Source organism: Embleya sp. NPDC005971 (genome assembly GCF_040629175.1).
GTDB lineage: Bacteria > Actinomycetota > Actinomycetes > Streptomycetales > Streptomycetaceae > Embleya.
The window spans coordinates 23,420-42,197 of sequence record NZ_JBEXUX010000053.1 but is presented as its reverse complement, the minus strand read 5'-3'; the positions used below and the strand labels follow the sequence as shown (position 1 = coordinate 42,197).

The 18,778-nt window shown below is 69.9% G+C and carries 18 protein-coding genes; 5 read left to right on the top strand and 13 right to left on the bottom strand.

The window, feature by feature from the left end; translation table 11 throughout:
* Positions 1-71: 71 nt before the first annotated feature.
* On the top strand, positions 72-599 hold the full coding sequence (locus tag ABZ374_RS34960; protein ID WP_360319053.1) for a peptidylprolyl isomerase: 528 nt from the start codon (positions 72-74) through the stop codon (positions 597-599).
* Between the two features lie 266 nt (positions 600-865).
* Here ABZ374_RS34960 and ABZ374_RS34955 read toward each other — a convergent pair whose 3' ends face one another.
* Complete coding sequence (locus ABZ374_RS34955) at positions 866-1,741, bottom strand: AraC family transcriptional regulator (RefSeq protein ID WP_360319051.1); 876 nt, start codon at positions 1,739-1,741, stop codon at positions 866-868.
* A 49-nt stretch (positions 1,742-1,790) separates the two neighbouring features.
* On the opposite strand from ABZ374_RS34955, the gene ABZ374_RS34950 reads away from it, so the two are divergent.
* Entirely contained in the window at positions 1,791-2,222 is a 432-nt protein-coding gene (locus tag ABZ374_RS34950; RefSeq protein WP_360319049.1) for a DUF2000 domain-containing protein, read from the top strand.
* 154 nt (positions 2,223-2,376) lie between these two features.
* Here ABZ374_RS34950 and ABZ374_RS34945 read toward each other — a convergent pair whose 3' ends face one another.
* A complete protein-coding gene (locus ABZ374_RS34945; RefSeq protein ID WP_360319047.1) occupies positions 2,377-3,339 on the bottom strand; it encodes an STM4015 family protein in 963 nt (320 codons plus the stop codon).
* 333 nt (positions 3,340-3,672) lie between these two features.
* Here ABZ374_RS34945 and ABZ374_RS34940 point away from each other — a divergent pair, with 333 nt between their 5' ends.
* The gene (locus tag ABZ374_RS34940; RefSeq protein ID WP_360319045.1) at positions 3,673-4,452 is read left to right on the top strand and encodes a ferritin-like domain-containing protein; all 780 of its coding nucleotides are present in this window, start codon (positions 3,673-3,675) and stop codon (positions 4,450-4,452) included.
* Between the two features lie 549 nt (positions 4,453-5,001).
* On the opposite strand, the gene ABZ374_RS34935 is transcribed toward ABZ374_RS34940, so the two are convergent.
* The 8 genes from ABZ374_RS34935 to ABZ374_RS34900 form a co-directional block, all read right to left on the bottom strand.
* On the bottom strand, positions 5,002-5,553 hold the full coding sequence (locus tag ABZ374_RS34935) for a YceI family protein (RefSeq protein WP_360319041.1): 552 nt from the start codon (positions 5,551-5,553) through the stop codon (positions 5,002-5,004).
* 153 nt (positions 5,554-5,706) lie between these two features.
* A complete protein-coding gene (locus tag ABZ374_RS34930; protein ID WP_360319039.1) occupies positions 5,707-6,015 on the bottom strand; it encodes a hypothetical protein in 309 nt (102 codons plus the stop codon).
* A gap of 154 nt (positions 6,016-6,169) precedes the next feature.
* Positions 6,170-7,471, bottom strand: a complete 1,302-nt coding sequence (locus tag ABZ374_RS34925; protein ID WP_360319037.1) for an FAD-dependent oxidoreductase — start codon at positions 7,469-7,471, stop codon at positions 6,170-6,172.
* Positions 7,468-7,782, bottom strand: coding sequence for a 2Fe-2S iron-sulfur cluster-binding protein (locus ABZ374_RS34920; RefSeq protein WP_360319035.1), 315 nt, complete (start codon positions 7,780-7,782; stop codon positions 7,468-7,470). The genes ABZ374_RS34925 and ABZ374_RS34920 overlap by 4 nt, the downstream gene beginning before the upstream one ends.
* The gene (locus ABZ374_RS34915) at positions 7,779-8,747 is read right to left on the bottom strand and encodes a fumarylacetoacetate hydrolase family protein (RefSeq protein ID WP_360319033.1); all 969 of its coding nucleotides are present in this window, start codon (positions 8,745-8,747) and stop codon (positions 7,779-7,781) included. Before ABZ374_RS34915 ends, ABZ374_RS34920 begins: the two co-directional genes overlap by 4 nt.
* Before the next feature lie 99 nt (positions 8,748-8,846).
* A complete protein-coding gene (locus tag ABZ374_RS34910) occupies positions 8,847-9,689 on the bottom strand; it encodes a polysaccharide deacetylase family protein (protein WP_360319031.1) in 843 nt (280 codons plus the stop codon).
* Positions 9,690-9,692: 3 nt separating this feature from the next.
* Positions 9,693-10,907: a cytochrome P450 gene (locus ABZ374_RS34905; RefSeq protein ID WP_360319029.1), complete on the bottom strand. Its 1,215-nt coding sequence runs from the start codon at positions 10,905-10,907 to the stop codon at positions 9,693-9,695.
* Between the two features lie 182 nt (positions 10,908-11,089).
* Positions 11,090-12,229, bottom strand: a complete 1,140-nt coding sequence (locus tag ABZ374_RS34900; protein ID WP_360319027.1) for a helix-turn-helix domain-containing protein — start codon at positions 12,227-12,229, stop codon at positions 11,090-11,092.
* Between the two features lie 209 nt (positions 12,230-12,438).
* Between ABZ374_RS34900 and ABZ374_RS34895 the strand changes: the two genes are divergently transcribed.
* Positions 12,439-13,893, top strand: a complete 1,455-nt coding sequence (locus ABZ374_RS34895; RefSeq protein WP_360319025.1) for a DUF4082 domain-containing protein — start codon at positions 12,439-12,441, stop codon at positions 13,891-13,893.
* Between the two features lie 235 nt (positions 13,894-14,128).
* Here the strand turns inward: ABZ374_RS34895 and ABZ374_RS34890 are convergent, their stop codons facing one another.
* The 3 genes from ABZ374_RS34890 to ABZ374_RS34880 form a co-directional block, all read right to left on the bottom strand.
* Positions 14,129-14,854: a DUF981 domain-containing protein gene (locus ABZ374_RS34890; protein WP_360319023.1), complete on the bottom strand. Its 726-nt coding sequence runs from the start codon at positions 14,852-14,854 to the stop codon at positions 14,129-14,131.
* 123 nt (positions 14,855-14,977) lie between these two features.
* Entirely contained in the window at positions 14,978-16,585 is a 1,608-nt protein-coding gene (locus ABZ374_RS34885; RefSeq protein ID WP_360319021.1) for a metallophosphoesterase, read from the bottom strand.
* A gap of 288 nt (positions 16,586-16,873) precedes the next feature.
* Positions 16,874-17,362, bottom strand: coding sequence for a MarR family transcriptional regulator (locus tag ABZ374_RS34880; protein WP_360319019.1), 489 nt, complete (start codon positions 17,360-17,362; stop codon positions 16,874-16,876).
* Between the two features lie 193 nt (positions 17,363-17,555).
* On the opposite strand from ABZ374_RS34880, the gene ABZ374_RS34875 reads away from it, so the two are divergent.
* Entirely contained in the window at positions 17,556-18,776 is a 1,221-nt protein-coding gene (locus ABZ374_RS34875) for an MFS transporter (RefSeq protein ID WP_360319017.1), read from the top strand.
* The last annotated feature ends 2 nt before the right edge of the window (positions 18,777-18,778 follow it).

The following is an 18,778-nucleotide window of genomic DNA, read 5'->3' as shown; positions in this document are numbered from 1 at the left end:
TCGTCGCCCATCGCCGGCGCGGGCGTCGGCAAGACTGGCCGTGCCCCGAGTGCCGAAACCGAAGGATTGAGATGGCGGAAGAGCTGTACGCGACCTTGAAGACCAACAAGGGCGACATCGTGGTCCGGCTGTTGCCGAACCATGTGCCCAAGACCGTCAAGAACTTCGTGGAACTCGCGACGGGCGAGCGGCAGTGGGTGGACCCCAACACCGGCCAACCGAGCACGGCCCCGTTGTACGACGGCACCGTCTTCCACCGCGTGATCGAGGGCTTCATGATCCAGGGCGGCGATCCCCTGGGCAACGGAACCGGCGGCCCGGGATACAAGTTCGCCGACGAGTTCCACCCGGACCTGGCGTTCACCAAGCCGTACCTGCTGGCCATGGCCAACAGCGGGCCCGGCACCAACGGTTCCCAGTTCTTCATCACCGTCGGCCCGACCACCTGGCTCACCGGGAAGCACACCATCTTCGGCGAAGTCGCCGACGAGGCAAGCCAGAAGGTCGTCGACGCCATCGCCACCGCGGACACCAACCCTCGCAACGACCGCCCCGTCCAGGACGTGGTCATCGAGAAGGTCGTCATCGAAACCCGCTGACCGCCGGGCTTCGAGACGACCGGGCTGCCTGCCCCTGGGTCGCGGGCGGGTCGCGGGCGGCACCGGTCGGCACGACACCGGCGCCGCCCGCGACCCGCAAGCACCGGGACACCGGGGGTGGCAACATCGACCACGTTCGCCCCCGTCCGGCCCGCGGCACCGGCTCGACCTACGCGTGACCGGGGCCGGTGTGGGCGGCGAGTGCGCTGCACGGGATCTCCCGTGTGGTGCGCCGGTCGTCGCGAGGGGATCCTCGCGGGCCGGCCTCAGTCGATGTCGCCGCGCGCCGACGCGGGGGTGTCGATCGCCGTGCTGCGCGCGGTCGGTCGGGCCGTGGTCTCCAGGCGTGCCCCGGTACGGGCGAACCGGCCCGGGCTGATGCCGAGAGCGCGCTTGAAGTGACGGTTCAGATGCGACTGGTCGTAGAAGCCGGCGGTCACCGCGACGGTGTGCGGTGGCATGCCGTCCAGCAGGAGACCGCGCGCGAGGTCGACCCGGCGTCCGGTCAGGTACTGGTGCGGGCCGATACCGAACTCCCGGCCGAAAGCACGGACCAGGTGGGTCGGGTGGGCGTGCAGCAGTGCCGACGCCGCATCGAGGGTGACCCCCTCGACGAAACGCGCGTCGAGCAGATCACGCAGTCGGTGGGCCAATCCGACGTCCCGCACCACGGCCGGTGCGGCGACTCGACCGAGCAGATGCCCGCGCAACCGCTCGGCGATGAACGCGAGCCTGCTCTCCGCCTCCAACTCCTCGCCCGGTCGCAGCAGCGAGGTGTGCAGTCGATGCACCCGCCCGCGCAGCGCGCGGTCGTCGAACTCCGGATGGTCCACGGCCCGGCCGATCAGGTCGTCGGCCAGGTGCGAGGAGTCCAGATAGAGCACCCGCTTGCGGAACCCGGTCGGGGTGGCCGCACTGCCGTTGTGCGGGACGTGCGGCGGCAGCAGGCTCACCGCGCGCCGCAGCACACCGTGCTCGTGCCGGTCCAGGTCGTACCTGACCATGCCGTCGTCCACGATCAGCAGCGTCCACGCCGCGTGCGTGTGCATCGGGTACGTGTGATCCGTCATGTGGGCGTGCAGCACCTCGCTCACGCCGGCCACCGAGGGCCGCCACGCCACGATCTCCGAGCCGGCACCCATGTCAGGATCGTACAAGACGGGCCTTGGCCACCCGGGGCACGATGCGGGCATGGAAACCCAGCTCGCACCCGTTCGTTTCGACACCAAGATCGCCGTACTCCTGCGCGCGGACCTGGCCGTGTGGCAGCGGTTGAACGTCACCGCGTTCCTGGTCAGCGGCCTCGGTACACGGATCCCCGAGGTGATCGGCGAACCCTATGCCGACGCCGACGACACCACCTATCTCCCGATGTTCCGCCAACCGGTACTGGTCTTCCAAGGCAGCGGGGAACTGCTCGCCTCGGCCCACGGCCGGGCGGTGGGTCGCGACCTGCCGATCGCGGTGTTCACCGCCGACCTCTTCGCCACCGGCAACGACCGGGACAACCGGGCGGCGGTACGGGGGGTCCGGCGGGACCGATTGGACCTGGTGGGGCTGGCCGTGCACGGGCCGCGCAACGTGGTCGACAAGGTCCTCAAGGGGGCGGAGATGCACCCATAGCGAGCGGCACACGCCCGGCCCGTGCCGGCTCCCCCTCACACACGCTTCCCGTGCGTCCCCTCACGGCCCGAAGGCGTGCCGACCTCGCGAGCCCATCCGGCGCCGCGAGGTCGGCGCGTCCCCCGGGCCCGACCCGAAGTCGGCCCTGCGGGGATCACTCGGAGACCTGCACGTACCTTCCGGTCCAGTCGGTACACGGATCCGAGAGGTCGATCTCGACCCCCGCCAGCGTCAACGCCTCGCGCAGGCGCCGCGCCGTCGCCTCGCCGACGAAGTGGTGCCGCAGGTCGAGCCGCTTCAGGTGGGTGAGCGATTGCCCGGCCAGCAGTGCCTCGATCCCCTGGTCACCCAACGTACCCATGGAAAGGTCGAGTTCGTCCAGACGGGCGACGATGGGGGCGTGCGCGAGGGCCGCTGCGACCCCGTCGGTGATCTCGCTGTCCATCAGGCCGAGACGGGTCAGCGCGGGCAGCCGCGCACCGTCCAGGATGTCCGCCAGGTCCTCGACGGTCGCGTCGCCGCCGTAGGAGGCGACGCCGAGCCACATGTCGAGATGGCGCAACTCCGGGAAGACGCTGTCGGCGACGGCCCGGACCACCCCGCGCGGCATCCCGCCGCTCTGGAGGCGGAGCGTGCGCAGGTGCGGGTACGTCCGGGTGGGCAGGGCCAGGCCCGAGCCGCCGCGCACCGCGAGTTCCTCGAGCCGGGGATGGGCGTCGAGGAGCGGGGTGAGGTCGGTCTGTTCGATATAGGCGATGTCCGATTCCTCACGCACGATGTCGCCGACGAACACCGCCCGCAGAGCGGGCAGCCGGTCGGCGAACCGGCTCAGGAGCGGTATCGGGCCATCGGTCGGATCGGGCGGGTCGGCCGCACCCCACTCACCGATGACGAGCGCGGAGACCCGTGCGGCGTCCACCTCGTCCAGGAACCGCGCGAACAACGCGGCGAAGGAAGCCGTCGCATCGTCGCAATCCCAGGCGTCCTCGACCCGCAGCCGCCAGGCGGACTCGTCGGGACGCACCCCGCTGGGAATGCGGATCGTGCCCTGGCCGTCGATCGTCGCCTCGACGACGGGCAGGCCCGCGAAGTGCGTCTCATGGTCCTCGACTGTCATTCGGCTGCCTCCGCGTACCGGTCCAACCGCGTTGAGCGCGGCTCCCCTTGAGGATCGCAGACCTCCCCGACAGGTATGCGTGTTCACCCTCGCGGGTCCCCGCCCGGCGGCTCCGCCGTCCGCCGCGAGGCGCTCGTTCCCGCCGGGCCCGGGGATGGCGCATCCGGGTCGGCGAGTAGGTGTACCGGGGGCTGTGGATCCCGCACCCGGTTTCGCGACACCGAGAGGTGGTATGGGCGCTAGTCCGACGATTGGTCCCGGTACTCGACGCGCCTGGGCCATTGACTGAGGTCAGCGGCACGCGCAGTGCCTGCGGAGACGGAGAGCCCGGTCATGCTCAGCCCGCGCGACATCCTTCGGGAGATCCACCGACACGACGAGGCATTCCGCCTGTTCTGCAGCGTCGCGGCCAAAGGCGAGAGCCAGGGCGGCTGGGAGAACGGGCGAATCGCCGCATTGGTCTCCGACCCCCAACTCGCCCCCAAGATCGCGCGGCACGGCGCCGACGAGGACAAGCACGGCCGCATCTTCAACGCCATGCTGCACCGTCGCGGGCTCGATCCGGTCGACGTCCCGCCGGAGACGGACTACTGCATGCTGCTCGAACGCCAGGGTCTCGGCCTCCCCCACGACCGGCTGCGCCGCGACGAGCCGCTGACCGAGGCGGACATCGTCGAATACCTGGTGCACAGCCGGGTCACCGAGCAGCGCGCCGCCGAGGACATGCGGATGTTGAGCCGGTACCTCGGCGACGAGCCCGACATCGGCAAGGGCATCCGGATGATCTGCGACGACGAGGAGAACCACCTCGCCTATTGCCACGAGGAACTGCTGCGCCTGTCCGCGAGCGGTCGTGGGGCGGACATCGAGCGCGCCCTGCGAAGGACCGCCCGCGCCGAGATCAAGGTGAACCGCGACGTGAGCCTCGCGGTGATGGGCCGTATGGGTCACCTGCTCCGCTGGTCGCGCGGTCGACGGCTGGCGCTGAGGTTCGGCATCCACGCGACGTACGCCTACGACCGGCTGTGGGGCACCCGCCGCATGGTCGCCCTGCGCCCCCCGAAGCGCGTCGACGCGATGGGCCCGAGGCCCACCGGACCACAAACCGCGTGACCCCGCCTGCCGGAAGGTCGCCCGCCCTGCGGGGCGCGTCGGGCTCGGGGGGTGCGGGCGCACGGTGCTCGGTTCGGCGGCCGTGGTCGGCGCGTGCACACAACGGCTCGGCGTGACAGGGCAGGACTTGACCTGTCACGCCGCCGGGTGCCGGGCCGATACTCGGCGAGCCACACCCATTCGGCGGTGGCGATGGAGGCGGGTGTCCGCCGCCTCCCTCGACGACACCGCCCACCGACACCGTGCGACGCGGCGTCGGCCGGTTCCGAGAGGCTTCCGCATGTCCCGTTCCGTTCTCCGCCCGCCGGCCCGCTGGGCGATATCCGCGGGTGCGGTGGCGATCGCGTTCGGCGCGATGACCGCCGTCGCGGTCGTACCCGCATCGGCCACACAGGCACCGAAGGCAACGTGTGCCCATCCCGCGCCGGAACCCGGCCCCGAAGGCACCCAGGTGCAGACCGGCACGAACTGCCCTTGATGGGTAACGAACGGGGACCGAAGCACTTCGGTCCCCGTCCGGTCGCCGTAGCCGTGGTCGGTCGGGCGCTTCTAGCCCTGCTTGACTGCCGAGATGTCGAACTGCAGCACGATCTTGTCGCCCACCAACACGCCGCCGCCCTCCAGGGCCGCGTTCCAGGTGACGCCGAACTCCTTGCGGGAGATGGTCACCGAGCCTTCCAGACCGACGCGCAGGTTGCCCTGGGGGTCGACCGCGTTGCCGGTGTACTCGAAGTCGATGGCGACCGGTTTGGTGGTGTCCTTGACGGTGAGGTCGCCGGTGACCCGGTAGTCGGTTTCGGACTTCTGCTCGACCTCGGTGGTGCGGAAGGTGATGTCGGGGAAGTTCGGCGCGTCGAGGAAGTCGTTGGTGCGCAGGTGCTGGTCGCGCTGCTCGACGCCGGTGTCGATGCTCTGCGTCTTGATCACCACCCGGCCGGTGGACTTGGCCGGGTCGGCGCCGTCGAGGTGCGCGGTGCCCTCGAACTGGTGAAAGGCACCGCGCACCTTGGTGACCATGGCATGGCGGGCGACGAAACCGATCCGGGTATGAGCCGGGTCGAGGACATAGTCCCCGGTGAGTTCGGAGATGGCGACGGTCATGGGCAGGTACCTCCGTAGGGTCCGGATCCCGACGGCGGCCCGCCGGGATCGTTCCCGCGTCACGCTAGGCGGCCGGCGATTCCCGATCCGGGCGGACGCGCGTGGTCGGGGAGAATTGCACCCTGGTGGCGGCGACGCCCACGATCGCCGCTGTCACGGGCCGTCCTGTCCGGAGGCCCGGGAGACACGGACGATGCCTGTTCGGCGTACCGGGCCTTCGTTCCGGCCGTACGGCTTTCGGCGCAACACCGCGACGTCCCGGTCGAAGGCCACGAACAGGTGATCCGTCGAGCCCCAGGCAAGTGCGGTACACGGCGTGGGCAGGGGAATCCGGTCGATGCACCGTCCCGCGGTCAGGTCCCGGATCCGCACGGTGCCGTCCTGGGAGCCGGTCACGGCGACCGGCCGCCCGTCCTGCACCGTGCACACGATGGCGAACACCGAGTAGGTGTGTCCGGTCATGGTGTCGCGGAGCGCGGGGCTCGGCAGGGCCCCGTGGCGACGGTGGTGGTCCGGACACCGGCCTCGATCCCGTCGTCGAACGCGCGCGCCGGCGCGGCGGCCCGGTAGCGGACCGCGTCCGTGTACAGGAGTCGACGACGGGCGGCCCCCGCGCTCAGCCCATGTCGGCGGTGCGGCCGGCACCGGCGTCGACCGGATCGTGCGCGGCTGCGGTTCGGTCCTGGTTCCGGCAGTGTCGGCCGGCCCATTGGGGAAGCGAGAATCCGTCGGCGGTCGTCTCCGCGCGACGCAGCGGCCGCCCGAAGGCGAGGATGCGGCGAGCCGCGGTGTGGTCTGCCGGTGCGTTGACGGACTCGACGCCCGCGAGGAGTCCGCCCTTGAACAGCAGCACGGAGAACGATCCGCCTGCCGGGTCGCCGAGGACCGTACTGTCCTCGTGGCCCTGCCCGAGGCCGGCGATCTGCAGTTTCGTCGAGAACTGTTCGGTCCAGAACCAGGGAACGGCGGTGTAGGGGGCCGGCGTGCCCGTCAGGCGGGCGGCGACGCAGCGGGCCTGGTCGACGGCGTTCTGGATCGATTCGAGCCGGGTTCGGGTCCCGGTGTGGGTGTTGGGGAATTCGGCGCAGTCGCCGACGGCGGAGATGTGCGGGTCGCTGGTGCTCAGGTAGGCGTCGACCCGGATGCCGTCTCCGACGTCGAGTCCGGCGTCGGTCGCGAGTTCCACGGCGGGTGTCACGCCGACGCCGACCACCACGAGGTCCGCCGGCACGAGCCTGCCGTCGTGGAGTAGGACGCCGGTCACGGCACCGGTGTGGTCGCCGTCCAGGCGTACGACCGTACGTCCCAGGCACAGCCTGGTGCCTTGGGCGCGGTGCAGGTCGGCGACGTGTGTCGAGGTCACCGGGGACACCGCCCGGGCCATCGGACGGTGGAGCGCCTCGATGACGGTGGTCTCGGTCCCCGCTTTCGCCCCGGCGGCCGCCACCTCCATGCCGATGAACCCGGCACCGATGATCGCCAGTCGCGAGGTGGCCGGCAGGCGGGCGCGCAGGTGTTCCGCGTCGTCTCGGGTGCGGACCTGGACGATCCCGTCCAGGGTGACGCCCTCGATCGGCGGGGTGCGGTTGCGGGCTCCCGTGGCCAGCACGAGGTGGTCGTACGCCAGGGTGTGTCCGTCGGTCAGCCGGACCCGCCGGGTGGACCGGTCGATGGCGGCGACTCGCGCGTGTCGCAGTTCGATGTGACGGCGCTCGTAGAACGAGTGGGGGCGCAGCTCGATCTGCGTCCGGGGCTGCAGCAGGAAGTTCTTCGACAGGGGCGGTCGTTGGTAGGGCAGGCCCGGTTCGTCGCCGATCAGGACGACGGGGCCGACGTGGCCGCGTTCGCGCAGCGACGCCGCGACCTGGAACCCGCCCTGGCCCGCGCCGGCGATCACGACGGTGGCGTCGGGCTTCATGTCGGGCTCCCCGGTACGGTCACGACCATCGGTTCGTCGGTGGGGAGTTGGCAACTCAGTCGGCTGTGGGCGGTTCGCGGCGCGTCGGTGCAGGCGAGCATCTGGTCCTCGTCGTCGGTCATCGCCGGGAGTCGGCGGGCGGCCGATTCCTCGACGTGGACGTGGCAGGTCGCGCACATCATGTTGCCGCCGCATTCGCCGACGATCCCGTCCACGTCGCCGGCGAGGGCGGCCGACATGACCGTGTCGCCGGGGGCCGCGTCGACGGTGACGCGGGTGCCGTCGGGTTGGATGTAGACGATCTTCGTCATGACGGTGTCCGAGCGGTGGTGGTGACGGGGATTCCGTATCGGGTGGTGTCTTCGTCCGTGACCCGCTGGCACAGTTCGCCGAGTCCGGTGATGGTGCCGCGGATCTCGTCGCCGTCGACGAGATAGCTCGGCGGATCGAGTTCGAATCCGCAACCACTCGGGGTGCCGGTAAGGATCACGTCGCCGGGGAGCAGGTCCATGGTGTTGCTGATCGACGCGATCAGGGTCGGTACGTCGAAGAGCATGTCGCTGCTCCATCCGTCCTGGCGGGCCTGGCCGTTGACCGACAGCCGCAGGCGCAGCGGCTCCGTGTCGGGGCTCCCGTCGTGCTCGTCGACAACGCGCTCGTCGCGCATGCGCAGCCAGGGTCCGGTGGCGCAGAACGACGGGAATCCCTTGCCGCGGACGAGTTGCATCTGCAACGGCGAGTGGATTCCGGCGCCCAGCGCCACGTCCCGCGCGGTGACGTCGTTGGCGATCATGTGGCCGGCGACGTGGCCGAGGGCGTCGGCGGGAGCGATCCGCCGCCCGGCCCGGCCGATCACGACGGCCAGTTCCAGCTCGTAGTCGAGCGCAGTCGTCTCGGGCGGCTTGATCAGCGGGTCGTACGGCCCGCACACGCTGCCCGGCGGCTTGAGGAACAGGACGGGCTCGGTGGGCTCGGTGATGTGCCCGAGCACGGCATTCGAGTGCATCGGGTAGTTGAACCCGACCGCGATCACCTTGCCGGGGCGCGGGACCGGCGGCCCCAGACGCACGTCCGCGCGGGCGATGTGGTGGCGCGTGTCGTGCAGTGCCGCCTCCACGAGGGGGCGGACCGTCGGCCACAGCGCGAGGATGTGTGTGGTGTCCGCGCCGGGGAGCCCGAAGGGCGCGAGAACCGGTGCCAGGGGCAGGATCGTGTGGTCGTCGACCAGCACGCCCGGCTGTTCGCCGCCGGGTCCGCCGAAGCTGACGATACGCATGTCGTCTCCAGGAAATGGGATGTCTGACGGGGATCACGGCGTCACCACGCGCGGGGACGCGTCGTCACGCGGGAGGCGCGTCCACGGGCGGGCGACGCGTCACCACGCGGGAGGCGCGTCGACGTGCGTGGCCCCCGCGAAGTGTTCGGGGTGCGCGCGCATCCATCGCGCGATCTCGGCCGATTGGGCGTGCCAGACACGGTCGTCGGCGTCGAGTCGGTCCATCAGGTCGGCGATGGCGGCGACCCTGTCCGGGGTGTCCTGCCAGAACACGTGGAACACGTACGACACGAAGCCGCCGGCCTCGATGGTCTCCTCGAGCAGTCGCCGGTGTGCGCGGAGCAGGACGTCCGGTCCGACCGGGTGATCGCCCGGGTCCTCCTGGCGCAGCCGGGTGAAACCGGGAATGTAGTAGGCGCCGTCGACGCCCGTCCACGGGTAGGGCAGCAGTGCCAGCCCGTCCTGGACGCCGTGGACGTCGCCGGCCAGCGAGGCGAACTCGAAGCCGTAAGCGCGCAGCAGCGTCAGCGAGTGGTCGCCGAGCAGGCCGGCGGGAGGGCGAGCCGCGACCGGCCGGATCCCCAGCCGGTCGTACCGGTCGAAGCTGCGGTCCAGGGCCGTGCGCAAGGCGGATTCGTCGGTCCGGGACCACGGTTCGTGCAACCAGCCGTGCCACCCCACGTCGTGTCCGGCGTCCGTGATGGACCGCACCGCGTCCGGATAGGTGTCGATGTTCCACGCCTCGACGTAGAACGTCGACCGCACCGGCCGGTCGCGCAGCATCTCCAGAACGTTCGGGAGTTCGGTGGACACACTGTGGTGACCGCCGACCGGGACGTGGGCGGGCCAGGACTGCGTCTGCAGTTCGGCGGCCTCGCCGAGGTGGTCGAACGTGACACAGGCCGCGGCGCGCCGCCCGCCGGGCCACCGTCCCTCGGTCATCCCCTACACCCCCTTCGGCGCGACCATCAGCGCGGTCATCGCGCGGAACACGAGGTCGTCGGTCCACGGCGGGTTGGGGTCGGTGAGCGTCATCGCGGGCAGACGTTGCGGCAGGAGCCGCAGCAGGATGTCGCCCTCCAGCCGGGACAGCGGGGCGCCGATGCAGTAGTGGCCGCCCGCGGTGAAGGCCAGGTGTCGGTTGCCGGCGCGTCGGATGTCGAACGTGTCCGGATCGGTGAAGCGGCGTGCGTCGCGATTGGCCGAGGCGATTCCGAGCAGCAGCTGGGTGCCCTCGGCGACGGTCTCGCCGTGCAGGTCGAACTCGTAACCGGCGTAGCGGGTGATGAAGTGCACCGGCGACTGCCACCGCAGCACCTCCTCCCATGCCGCCGGTGCCAGGTCCGGGTCGGCGGCGAGCAGTCGCATCTGCTCGGGATGGGACAACAACGCGTGGACCGCACTGGTCATCGCCGTCATCGTGGTGTGGTAGCCGGCGACGAAGAACCCGACGAGCGTCACGATCAGTTCGTCCCGGCTGAGCCGCCCACCTTCCTCCTCGGCCAGCATCAGTGCGCCGACCGGGTCCTCGGGGCCGAGCTTTCCGCGCATCGAGTCGACGATCTCGCCGATGTAGTCGAAGTAGAACTGCGCGGCCTCGTCCGCCTCCGCCAGTTCGTCCGCGCTGATCGGGGCGTGGGTCAGCAGGCGGTTGAGCGCGGGCATCTGCCGCAGCACCGTCCCCGCGTCGGCGGCGGGGGCATGCAGCAGTCGACAGGCGATCTCCGCGGGCACGCGCATGCCGAAGTGCTCGACGAAGTCGACTTCGCCGTCGACGGCGGCGAGCGCCTCGACGTTGTCGGTGATGATCCGCTCGACCCACGAGCGCATGTGGGCCAGCGCCCGCGGCGCGAACGCGGGCGAGGCGAGCTTGCGCAGCCGTGTGTGCGTCGGTGGATCCAGTTCCGGCAGCGACAGTTTGTGGAAGACGGCGCCGGCGCCGGTGCCGATGTCGGCCGGGAACTCGCCGGCCTTCGGCTGCACGCGCATCAACGGATCCTTGAAGATCCGCTCGACGTCCGCGTACCGGGTCAGGACGACTCTCGTGCCATCGGGTGCGACCCGGGCGACGGGGTTGTCGTCGCGCAGCCGCCGGTAGGCCGAGAAGGGATCGGCGCGAAACGTGGGGTCACCGAGGCTCAGGTACTCCGAGGCGGACATGGGGCTCCTCGTCGAGTCGTTGTCGTCGTGGGTGGTGGGCGCCTCTGCTTGCTTCCACCGACGGTACGTTCGACCGAACGATCATGTCTTTGGGAAAAACATGAGCTTGAGCCCCGGATTCCTGTGCTTTACACAAGCCTCCGGACGCGGTGTTCCCCGACGCTCCTCGACCCCGCCGGTCGCTACCGCGGTGCCGACCGGCACCCGATCACGGACCGGGCCAGCCCGGCGAACGTGCGCGGATCGGCGCCGGTGAGTTCGTGCCATCTGCTCAGTCGGTAGCCCATGGTGTTCGGGTGCACGTTGAGCCGCCGGGCGGCGTCGGAGAGGGAGAATCCGCAGTCGGCGAAGGCCAGGACGGCGGCGGCGAGATCGGGATGGTCCCGCTGGACCTGCTGGACGTCGGCGAGGATCGGCATCAGCCGGGACCGACTGTCGAGCAGCGTCGCCTCGAGCCAGGAATCCGCGAAACGCACCGCCGGTTCGTTCCACAACTCCGCCGTCCGCAACGCGCGCTCGGCGTCGACGATGCTCAGATATGCGCCGACCAGCCCCTGCCGGGGCAGCCCGATCCCGACGGCCGACCGGTCGCCGGCGATCCCGTGCACGGTCCGGAGCACGAGCACCGGGTCGCAGTCCTGCGCGATGGCGATCATCACGTCGCCGCGGACTCCGCACTGCACGACACCTGACAGTCGCCGGGTCGCGCGTTGCAGGTTCTCCACCTCGGGCGGGGGCCACGACGCGCGGGTCGCGCAGAACGCCTGGAATCGCCCCTCCACGTCGAACGCCAGCGCACGCGCGCTCTCGGCGACCTGCTCCCCCAGGGAACGATCGCCCAGCTCGCTCAGGAACCGCCGGCGCAACTCGGCGTGCTGCACGACCGTGCCCGGCGATTCCGCGACGAAGGCGTCGACGACCGCCGCGCTCATGGCTTCCGTCCACCTGCCGATCGGTTCGACCAAGCCGAGCAGCAGGTCGTCGGTCGCCTCCGGGGCGGATTGCAGGGCGGCCCACAACTCGCGACGCACGATGTGGAACGAACTCAGCACGTCGTACGCGGACACGCCCAACTGCGTCCGCCGCACGGCGGCGCGGCGCGTGAACTGGAGATGTTCGGCCACCGGCCCCTGCCCGGACGCGATGCTCGACAACAGGCGGCGGATGAGGTCGCGGACCGTGCGCCGGTGTTCGAGTTCCGGCAGGTGTTCGTACGAGGGCAACTCGGCGCGGATCCGGGCCGTCAGATCGGGATCCGCGTGTTCGAGCCGCAGGGCGACCGCATCACACAACGTGCTCATCGCGGTGGAGTCCGACGTCATGATCCCCAGCGTATTCCGAGACCGGCGCGCCGCCGCCGCGCGAGTTCGCGAACCCGCCGTCGCATGTCTCCCGGAGCGTCGTGCGGAACCCCTCGACCCGCTTCACGAGGCCGCAAACCCCGGACAACGGGCCGGGGCGTGCGCCAGAATTCCCCTAGCTCGGCCCCGGGACAACCCCCCGGGAAGTGATGTTCAACTGAGGGACACTCATGAACATACCTTGGCCAAGGCTGCACAGGGCAACAATTCCGACGATTCTCGCGTTACTGCTCGCGTTAACCATCGCCGCACCGGGGATACCCCGGGCGGCCGCGAGCCAGGGCCACTCCACGGACGTCGGCGTCGACAACGACCCGGCCACCTGCCCGTGCACCCTGTGGGCATCGACCGAACAACCGTCCTCCGGCCCCGATCCGGACGACGTCGCCACCGAACTGGGCGTCAAGTTCCAAGCGGACCAAGCCGGTTACATCACCGGTGTGCGTTTCTGGAAGGACGCCACCAACACCGGCACGCACACCGGAACCCTGTGGTCGGCCGCCGGCGATCGACTGGCCACCGCCACGTTCACCAACGAGTCCGAATCCGGCTGGCAACAGGTGAACTTCGCCCAGCCCGTCCCGGTCACCGCCGGCACCACCTACGTGGCCTCGTACCAGGCGCCCAACGGCAGGTACAACGCCGACCAGGGCGGCCTGGCCACGGCACACGTCCGTGGCCCGCTCACCGCACCCGCGAGCAACACCGTCGGCGGCAACGGGGTGTACCTGTACGGCGCCGGATTCCCGACCTCGTCCTGGAATGACACCAACTACTGGGTGGACCCGGTGTTCAACACCTCCACCGCCCCCGGTCCCGCGCCGGTGGTCATCGCGATCTCCCCGACGCAGGGGGAGACCTCCGTGCCGGTCGACACCAACTTCACCGCCACCTTCGACCGGGAGGTGCAGCCCTCCAGCATCCACTGGGAGGTCTGGCAAGGCGAGAGCGGCGGCCGTCCCGGCAGCACGACCTACAACGCCGCCGCCCGCACCACCACCTTCGATCTCACCTACCACCTGGAGCCCGGCCACGGCTACTTCGTCGACCTGATCGGCGTGAAATCCCTCGACGGCACCCTGATGCCGACCAAGAGCTGGTACATCACCACGGCCGACAGTCCGCCCCCCGTCTGCAACCCGTCCTGCACCATCTGGCCCTCGAACGCGACCCCGGCGGTGCTCGCCGACAACGACACCACCAGCATCGAACTCGGGGTCAAATTCGGCGCCAACACCCAGGGTTACGTCACCGGCCTGCGGTTCTACAAGGGCCCCGGCAACACCGGTCCGCACACCGGGACCATCTGGACCGGCGGCGGCCTTGCCCTGGCCACCGCCACGTTCACCAACGAGTCCGAATCGGGCTGGCAGCAGGTGACGTTCGACCAGCCGGTCTACATCAGCCCCAACTACACCTACGTGGCCTCGTACTTCGCCCCCGCAGGCCGATACTCCTCCACCGAAGGCGGATTGTCGGACGCGGCCGGAGGCGCGATCACCGCCCCCGCATCGGCCGCCGTCGGCGGTAACGGCGTGTACAAGTCCGGCGCCGCCGGCTTCCCGACCGGCAGCCGCAACGACACCAACTACTGGGTGGACGTCGTCTTCACCACCAACAAATAGCCCACCGCGGTGTCGGATCGCGCCGACGCTCCGACGCCGCAAAGACACCCGGCGACACCACCACGACAACCGGCACCCGAACACCGGGTCCGACACACGAACCACCGGGCCGCCGGCGGCCACACACCGCCGGCGGCCCGCTCCCCCGAACGGGCACGGCGCCCCGAGTCCCGGCGCAACCACCCGCCGAGGGAGGCCCGTTGCGCGCCCACGGGTGCCGGTGCGTGCCAGGCCCTCACATCGTGTTGACGATCAGACCGATGTGGGTGAAGTAGTTCATGCCGCCGAAGAACAGGAAGGCCAGTCCGGACAGGGCCCAGACCACGCCGACGACGCGCACCGGCCATCCTTTGGGGCGCAGCAGCGCGAGGGGGAAGAGGATCGCGCCGATGCCGACCAGGACGTACAGGCTGGAGATGAAGCTCGCCTCCAGCATCGGATGATCGGCGAACTCACCGGAGATCGGTTCCTCGGGAGGCGCGGAGAACAGCGTGTACTTCCAACCCGCCGCCGCGATCCCGAAGCAGGCCAGGCCCATGCCGAACACGAAGACCGAGATGGGTGAGGCCAGTCCCGCCGTGCGGGTCAATCGGTCCGGGTCCTCGACCAGGGCGGCTCCCCGTTTCCAGAGATAGATCGACGCGCACCCGAGCAACACGCCGAAGCCGAGCGAGGGCTCGCCGAAGACGATGTTGTCGAACGGGAATCCCTGACCGGCCAACGGCCAGGTGAGGGTCATGTGCAGACCGGTCGCGATCAGGACGAACGCCAGTGCCCCGAAGGCCAACGCCCACGCCTCCGGAACGATTCTGCGCCCGGGCGAAAGCAGTTGCCGGCCCAGCGCGACCACGAGCAGCAGTCCGGCGCCGGCCGCCACGGACATGATCGTGTTGTAGGTCGGCATCCGGGTCCAGTCGATCTTCAGACCGGACGCCGCGAGGTTGTACGCACTATGTCTCATATCCAGACAATAGGTACCCAACTGCACCGATTGTTCGATCCTCCGCCCGCCGAACCGGCGTTCACCCGATTGGCCGGCCGACCCCGGGAGGAAGTCGGCCGGCGCTCCGGGTCCGCCTACCCGCTACTTGCCGAAGGTGAGCGATGCGGCCGGCGAGGCGTTGCCGTACGCGTCCACGGCCACGACTCGGGCGACGTAGCGGCCGTTGCGGACCGCGCCCGGCACCGGGATGTCGAGGGTGTTCGGACGGGGCATGAAGTAGTAGTCGGAGAAGACCTTGGACGCAACGAGCGACTTGCCCGTCGACGCGTCGGTGATGTCGACGTTGTAGTGGTGCACCATTTGGTCGTCCGTGGCCTGGGCGATCCGCAGCGCGGTACCACCCTTGGCGTCGCGCACCGAGGACAACGGCTGACGCGTGCCGAACTTCGGCGCCACGGTGTTGCGCGCGGCCTTCGTGTAGGTGAAGTTGTCCTTGATCTGCTGGTTGGTCGAGCCCTTGAGACGCACCGTCCAGGTGTCACCGCTCAGGGTGCCCGCGCTGGCGTACGGCGGCTGCCAACTCGCCGACCACTTGCCGTCGGTGTAGATGTCGTGCTTGTCCGCGGCCATGTTCACCCGCGCGATCTCGGTGCGGTCCTTGTAGACCTCGACGAAGAGCGCCTGCGCGGTCGGCGACTCGAAACGGTTCGCCAGACCGTCGTCGGTGACCATCTGGTAGCCGTGGTCCATCTCGACGTACGACATCGAACCGTCGTTGACCGAGGTGAAGTCGCGCTGCTGGATCGAGCGGTCGTCGTTGATGTTCAGGTGCGAGTGGCCGGAGAAGTAGACGGCCTGCGGGAACGCGCTCAGGTCCTCCGCGAGGCGCGGGTTGGCCGCCTGCTGTCCGTCCATGACCGTGTCCGTGGTGGGCCGGTGCCCCTGGATCAGCACGGGCTTGCCGGCGTACGCCCGGTCGGCGGTGATCGCGGCGAGCCGCTCCTTGAGCCAGGCGCGCTGGGCCGTGTCGGAGTTGTACGTCTCGGTGTTGACCGTCAGGACGTGCAGGCCGTTCACCTGCGAGGCGTAGTAGCCGCCGCCCGAGTCGGGGAACCACGCCTTGGGGTATCCGGCCCGTATCGCCGCCAGGCTGTCGTCGTGGTTGCCCGTGGAGACCAGCACCTGCGTGTCGTTCATGCCCTTGCGGGCGAGGTTGGCCTGGAAGATCTCGGAGACGATCTTGTGGTCGGGGCCCTTGCCGTCGCCGTTGTCGTTGATCATGTCGCCGTTCAACAGGATCGCGTCCGGCTTGGGGAAGACGGACCCGATGGTGTTGAAGAAGCTCTCGTACTTCTTGTCGTTGCCGGCATGGCTGCCGACGTGGACGTCGGACATCACGACGAGACGGGCGAGGGGCTTCTCGGCGGTCTTGATCAGATACCCGTACGACACCGCGATGCCGGCCTTGTTGCCGTGGAAGGCGACCGCCGTGACGTTGGTGTCCTTGTCGATCCGGAGCGGACGCCCCGGGGAGTAGACGCGGCTGTCCCGGGTCGGGGTGGTGCCGTCCAGGGTGTAGCGGACGGTGGTACCCCGCTCGACCTGGAACTTCAGGTCCACCGCGTGCTCGTAGCGGCCGCCGGGGACGCTGAAGCGAGGTGCGGACGGGGTGGCGGGATCGGCTTGCGCGACGGTCGGGGAGACGAGCGCGAGGGTGGCCGCGGCGATCACGAGGGGGGCGAGTCTCACAGGTTTCCTGTTCTCTGGTTCCGGTGACGAACGCGGCTTCCCCACGGTTTATAACGTATGGGTAACCGGTTCGGTCCAGAGAGACTATGAGGGCTGCACCGAGTCCTGGTGCGTTCGGATCGACGTCCCGGTGAAGTGATCATGAACGTCCGGCCGACCCGGAGGGCTCGCGCGTGACGGTCGGCACGGGTCGACCCCGGAAGTGCCGCCACGCTCGCGCACCGGACATCCGGGTCCTCGGCGCCGGCGGCACCGGGCGGCGTGGCCGATGACGCCGCCCGGGCATGGTCACCGCCGGCCGGGCGAGGCCGCCGACGCGCCGCCGGCGGGGTTGACCGCTTCGACCGCTTCGACCAGTGGGGCCAACGCGGGGTTCTTGGCCGCTTCGTCGAGGGCCTCGCGCAGGGCGGCGTCGTTGGTCGGCCGGGCCTGCTCCAGGAGTTTCAGGCCCGCGTCGCTGACGTCGGTGTAGATGCCGCGGCGGTCGGTGGGGCACAGGTAGCGCGACAACAGGCCGCGATCCTCCAGCCGGGTGACCAGACGGGTGGTGGCGCTCTGGCTGAGCACGACCGCGTCGGCTACCTGCTTCATCTGTAGGTGACCGCCCTCCCCGTCGTGTTGACGGGCGAGCACGTCGAGCAGCGAGTACTCCCGCACGCTCAGGTCGTGCTCGGCCTGCAGTGCGCGTTCGATCTGCGCGTCGATCCTGCCGTACAGGACGTAGAGCGCGGCCCATCCGTTGGCGAGGGCGGTCAGTGCGGGATCCGTGGCGGTCATGGGCCCGAGTCTCCTTCCGGGGCGACTGGCAGGTGCCCAGGATACTCCATTTCTTGAAATACCGGCTGACGCATATATGGAGCTTGCACAAGCATCGCAAGGAAGGGATGCCCGCACTTGCATATATAGCGCGTCTGCAACTATTGTCGAGGCTTGCAAGGCGCACCAGCAATCGTACGAAGGGTTTCGTGTCATGCCTCTCGCGCTCCTCGCCCTGGCCATCGGGGCGTTCGGGATCGGCACCACCGAGTTCGTGGTCATGGGCCTGCTGCCCGAGATCGCGAACGACTACGGTGTGTCGATCCCCTCCGCCGGACTGCTCGTCACCGGCTACGCGATCGGCGTCGTCGTCGGCGCACCGCTGATGACCGTGCTCGGCAACCGGATCGGGCGCAAGACGATGCTCATGGCGCTGATGGGCCTGTTCGTCGTCGGCAACCTGCTGTCCGCGCTCGCGCCCACCTTCGGCGTCATGCTCGCGGGGCGCATCGTGGCCTCGCTCGCCCACGGCGCGTTCTTCGGCATCGGCTCGGTGGTCGCCGCCGGCCTGGTCGCCGCCGACAGGAAGGCCGGCGCCATCGCCACCATGTTCACCGGGCTGACCGTCGCCAACATCGTCGGCGTGCCGCTGGGCACCTTCATCGGCCAGGCCGTCGGCTGGCGCGTCACCTTCGCCGGCGTCGCCGCGCTCGGTGTGATCGGCCTGCTCGGCATCGCGAAGCTGGTACCCGCCATGCCCCGCCCCGAAGGCGCCCACCTGCGCCGGGAGCTGACCGCGTTCCGCAACCCGCAGGTACTGCTCGCGATGGCGATGACCGTCCTCGGCTTCGGTGGAGTCTTCGCCGCGATCACCTACATCGCCCCGATGATGACCCACACGGCCGGCTACTCCGACGGCGCCGTCACCTGGCTGCTCGTGTTGTTCGGCATCGGCATGTTCCTGGGCAACCTGCTCGGCGGCCGGTTCGCGGACCGCAGGCTGATGCCGATGTTGTACGTCACCCTCGGCGGGCTCGCCGTCGTGCTGGCGCTGTTCACCGTCACCGCCCACGACAAGATCCTGGCCGCGGTGACCATCCTGCTGATCGGCGCGCTCGGCTTCGCCACCGTCCCGCCGCTCCAGAAGCGTGTTCTCGACCAGGCCCACGGCGCGCCCACCCTGGCCTCCGCCGTCAACATCGGCGCCTTCAACCTCGGCAACGCGCTCGCCGCCTGGCTCGGCGGAATGGTCATCTCCGCCGGATTCGGCTACACCGCCCCGAACTGGGTCGGCGCCGCCCTCGCCGGCTCAGCCCTCCTCCTCGCCCTCTGGTCCGCCGCCCTGGAACGCCGCACCCTCACCCGGGAGCCCGAGGCAGCCGCCACCGGACCCGTCCCCGCAGCCACCCCCGCCCCCGTCCCCGTTCACCACTGACA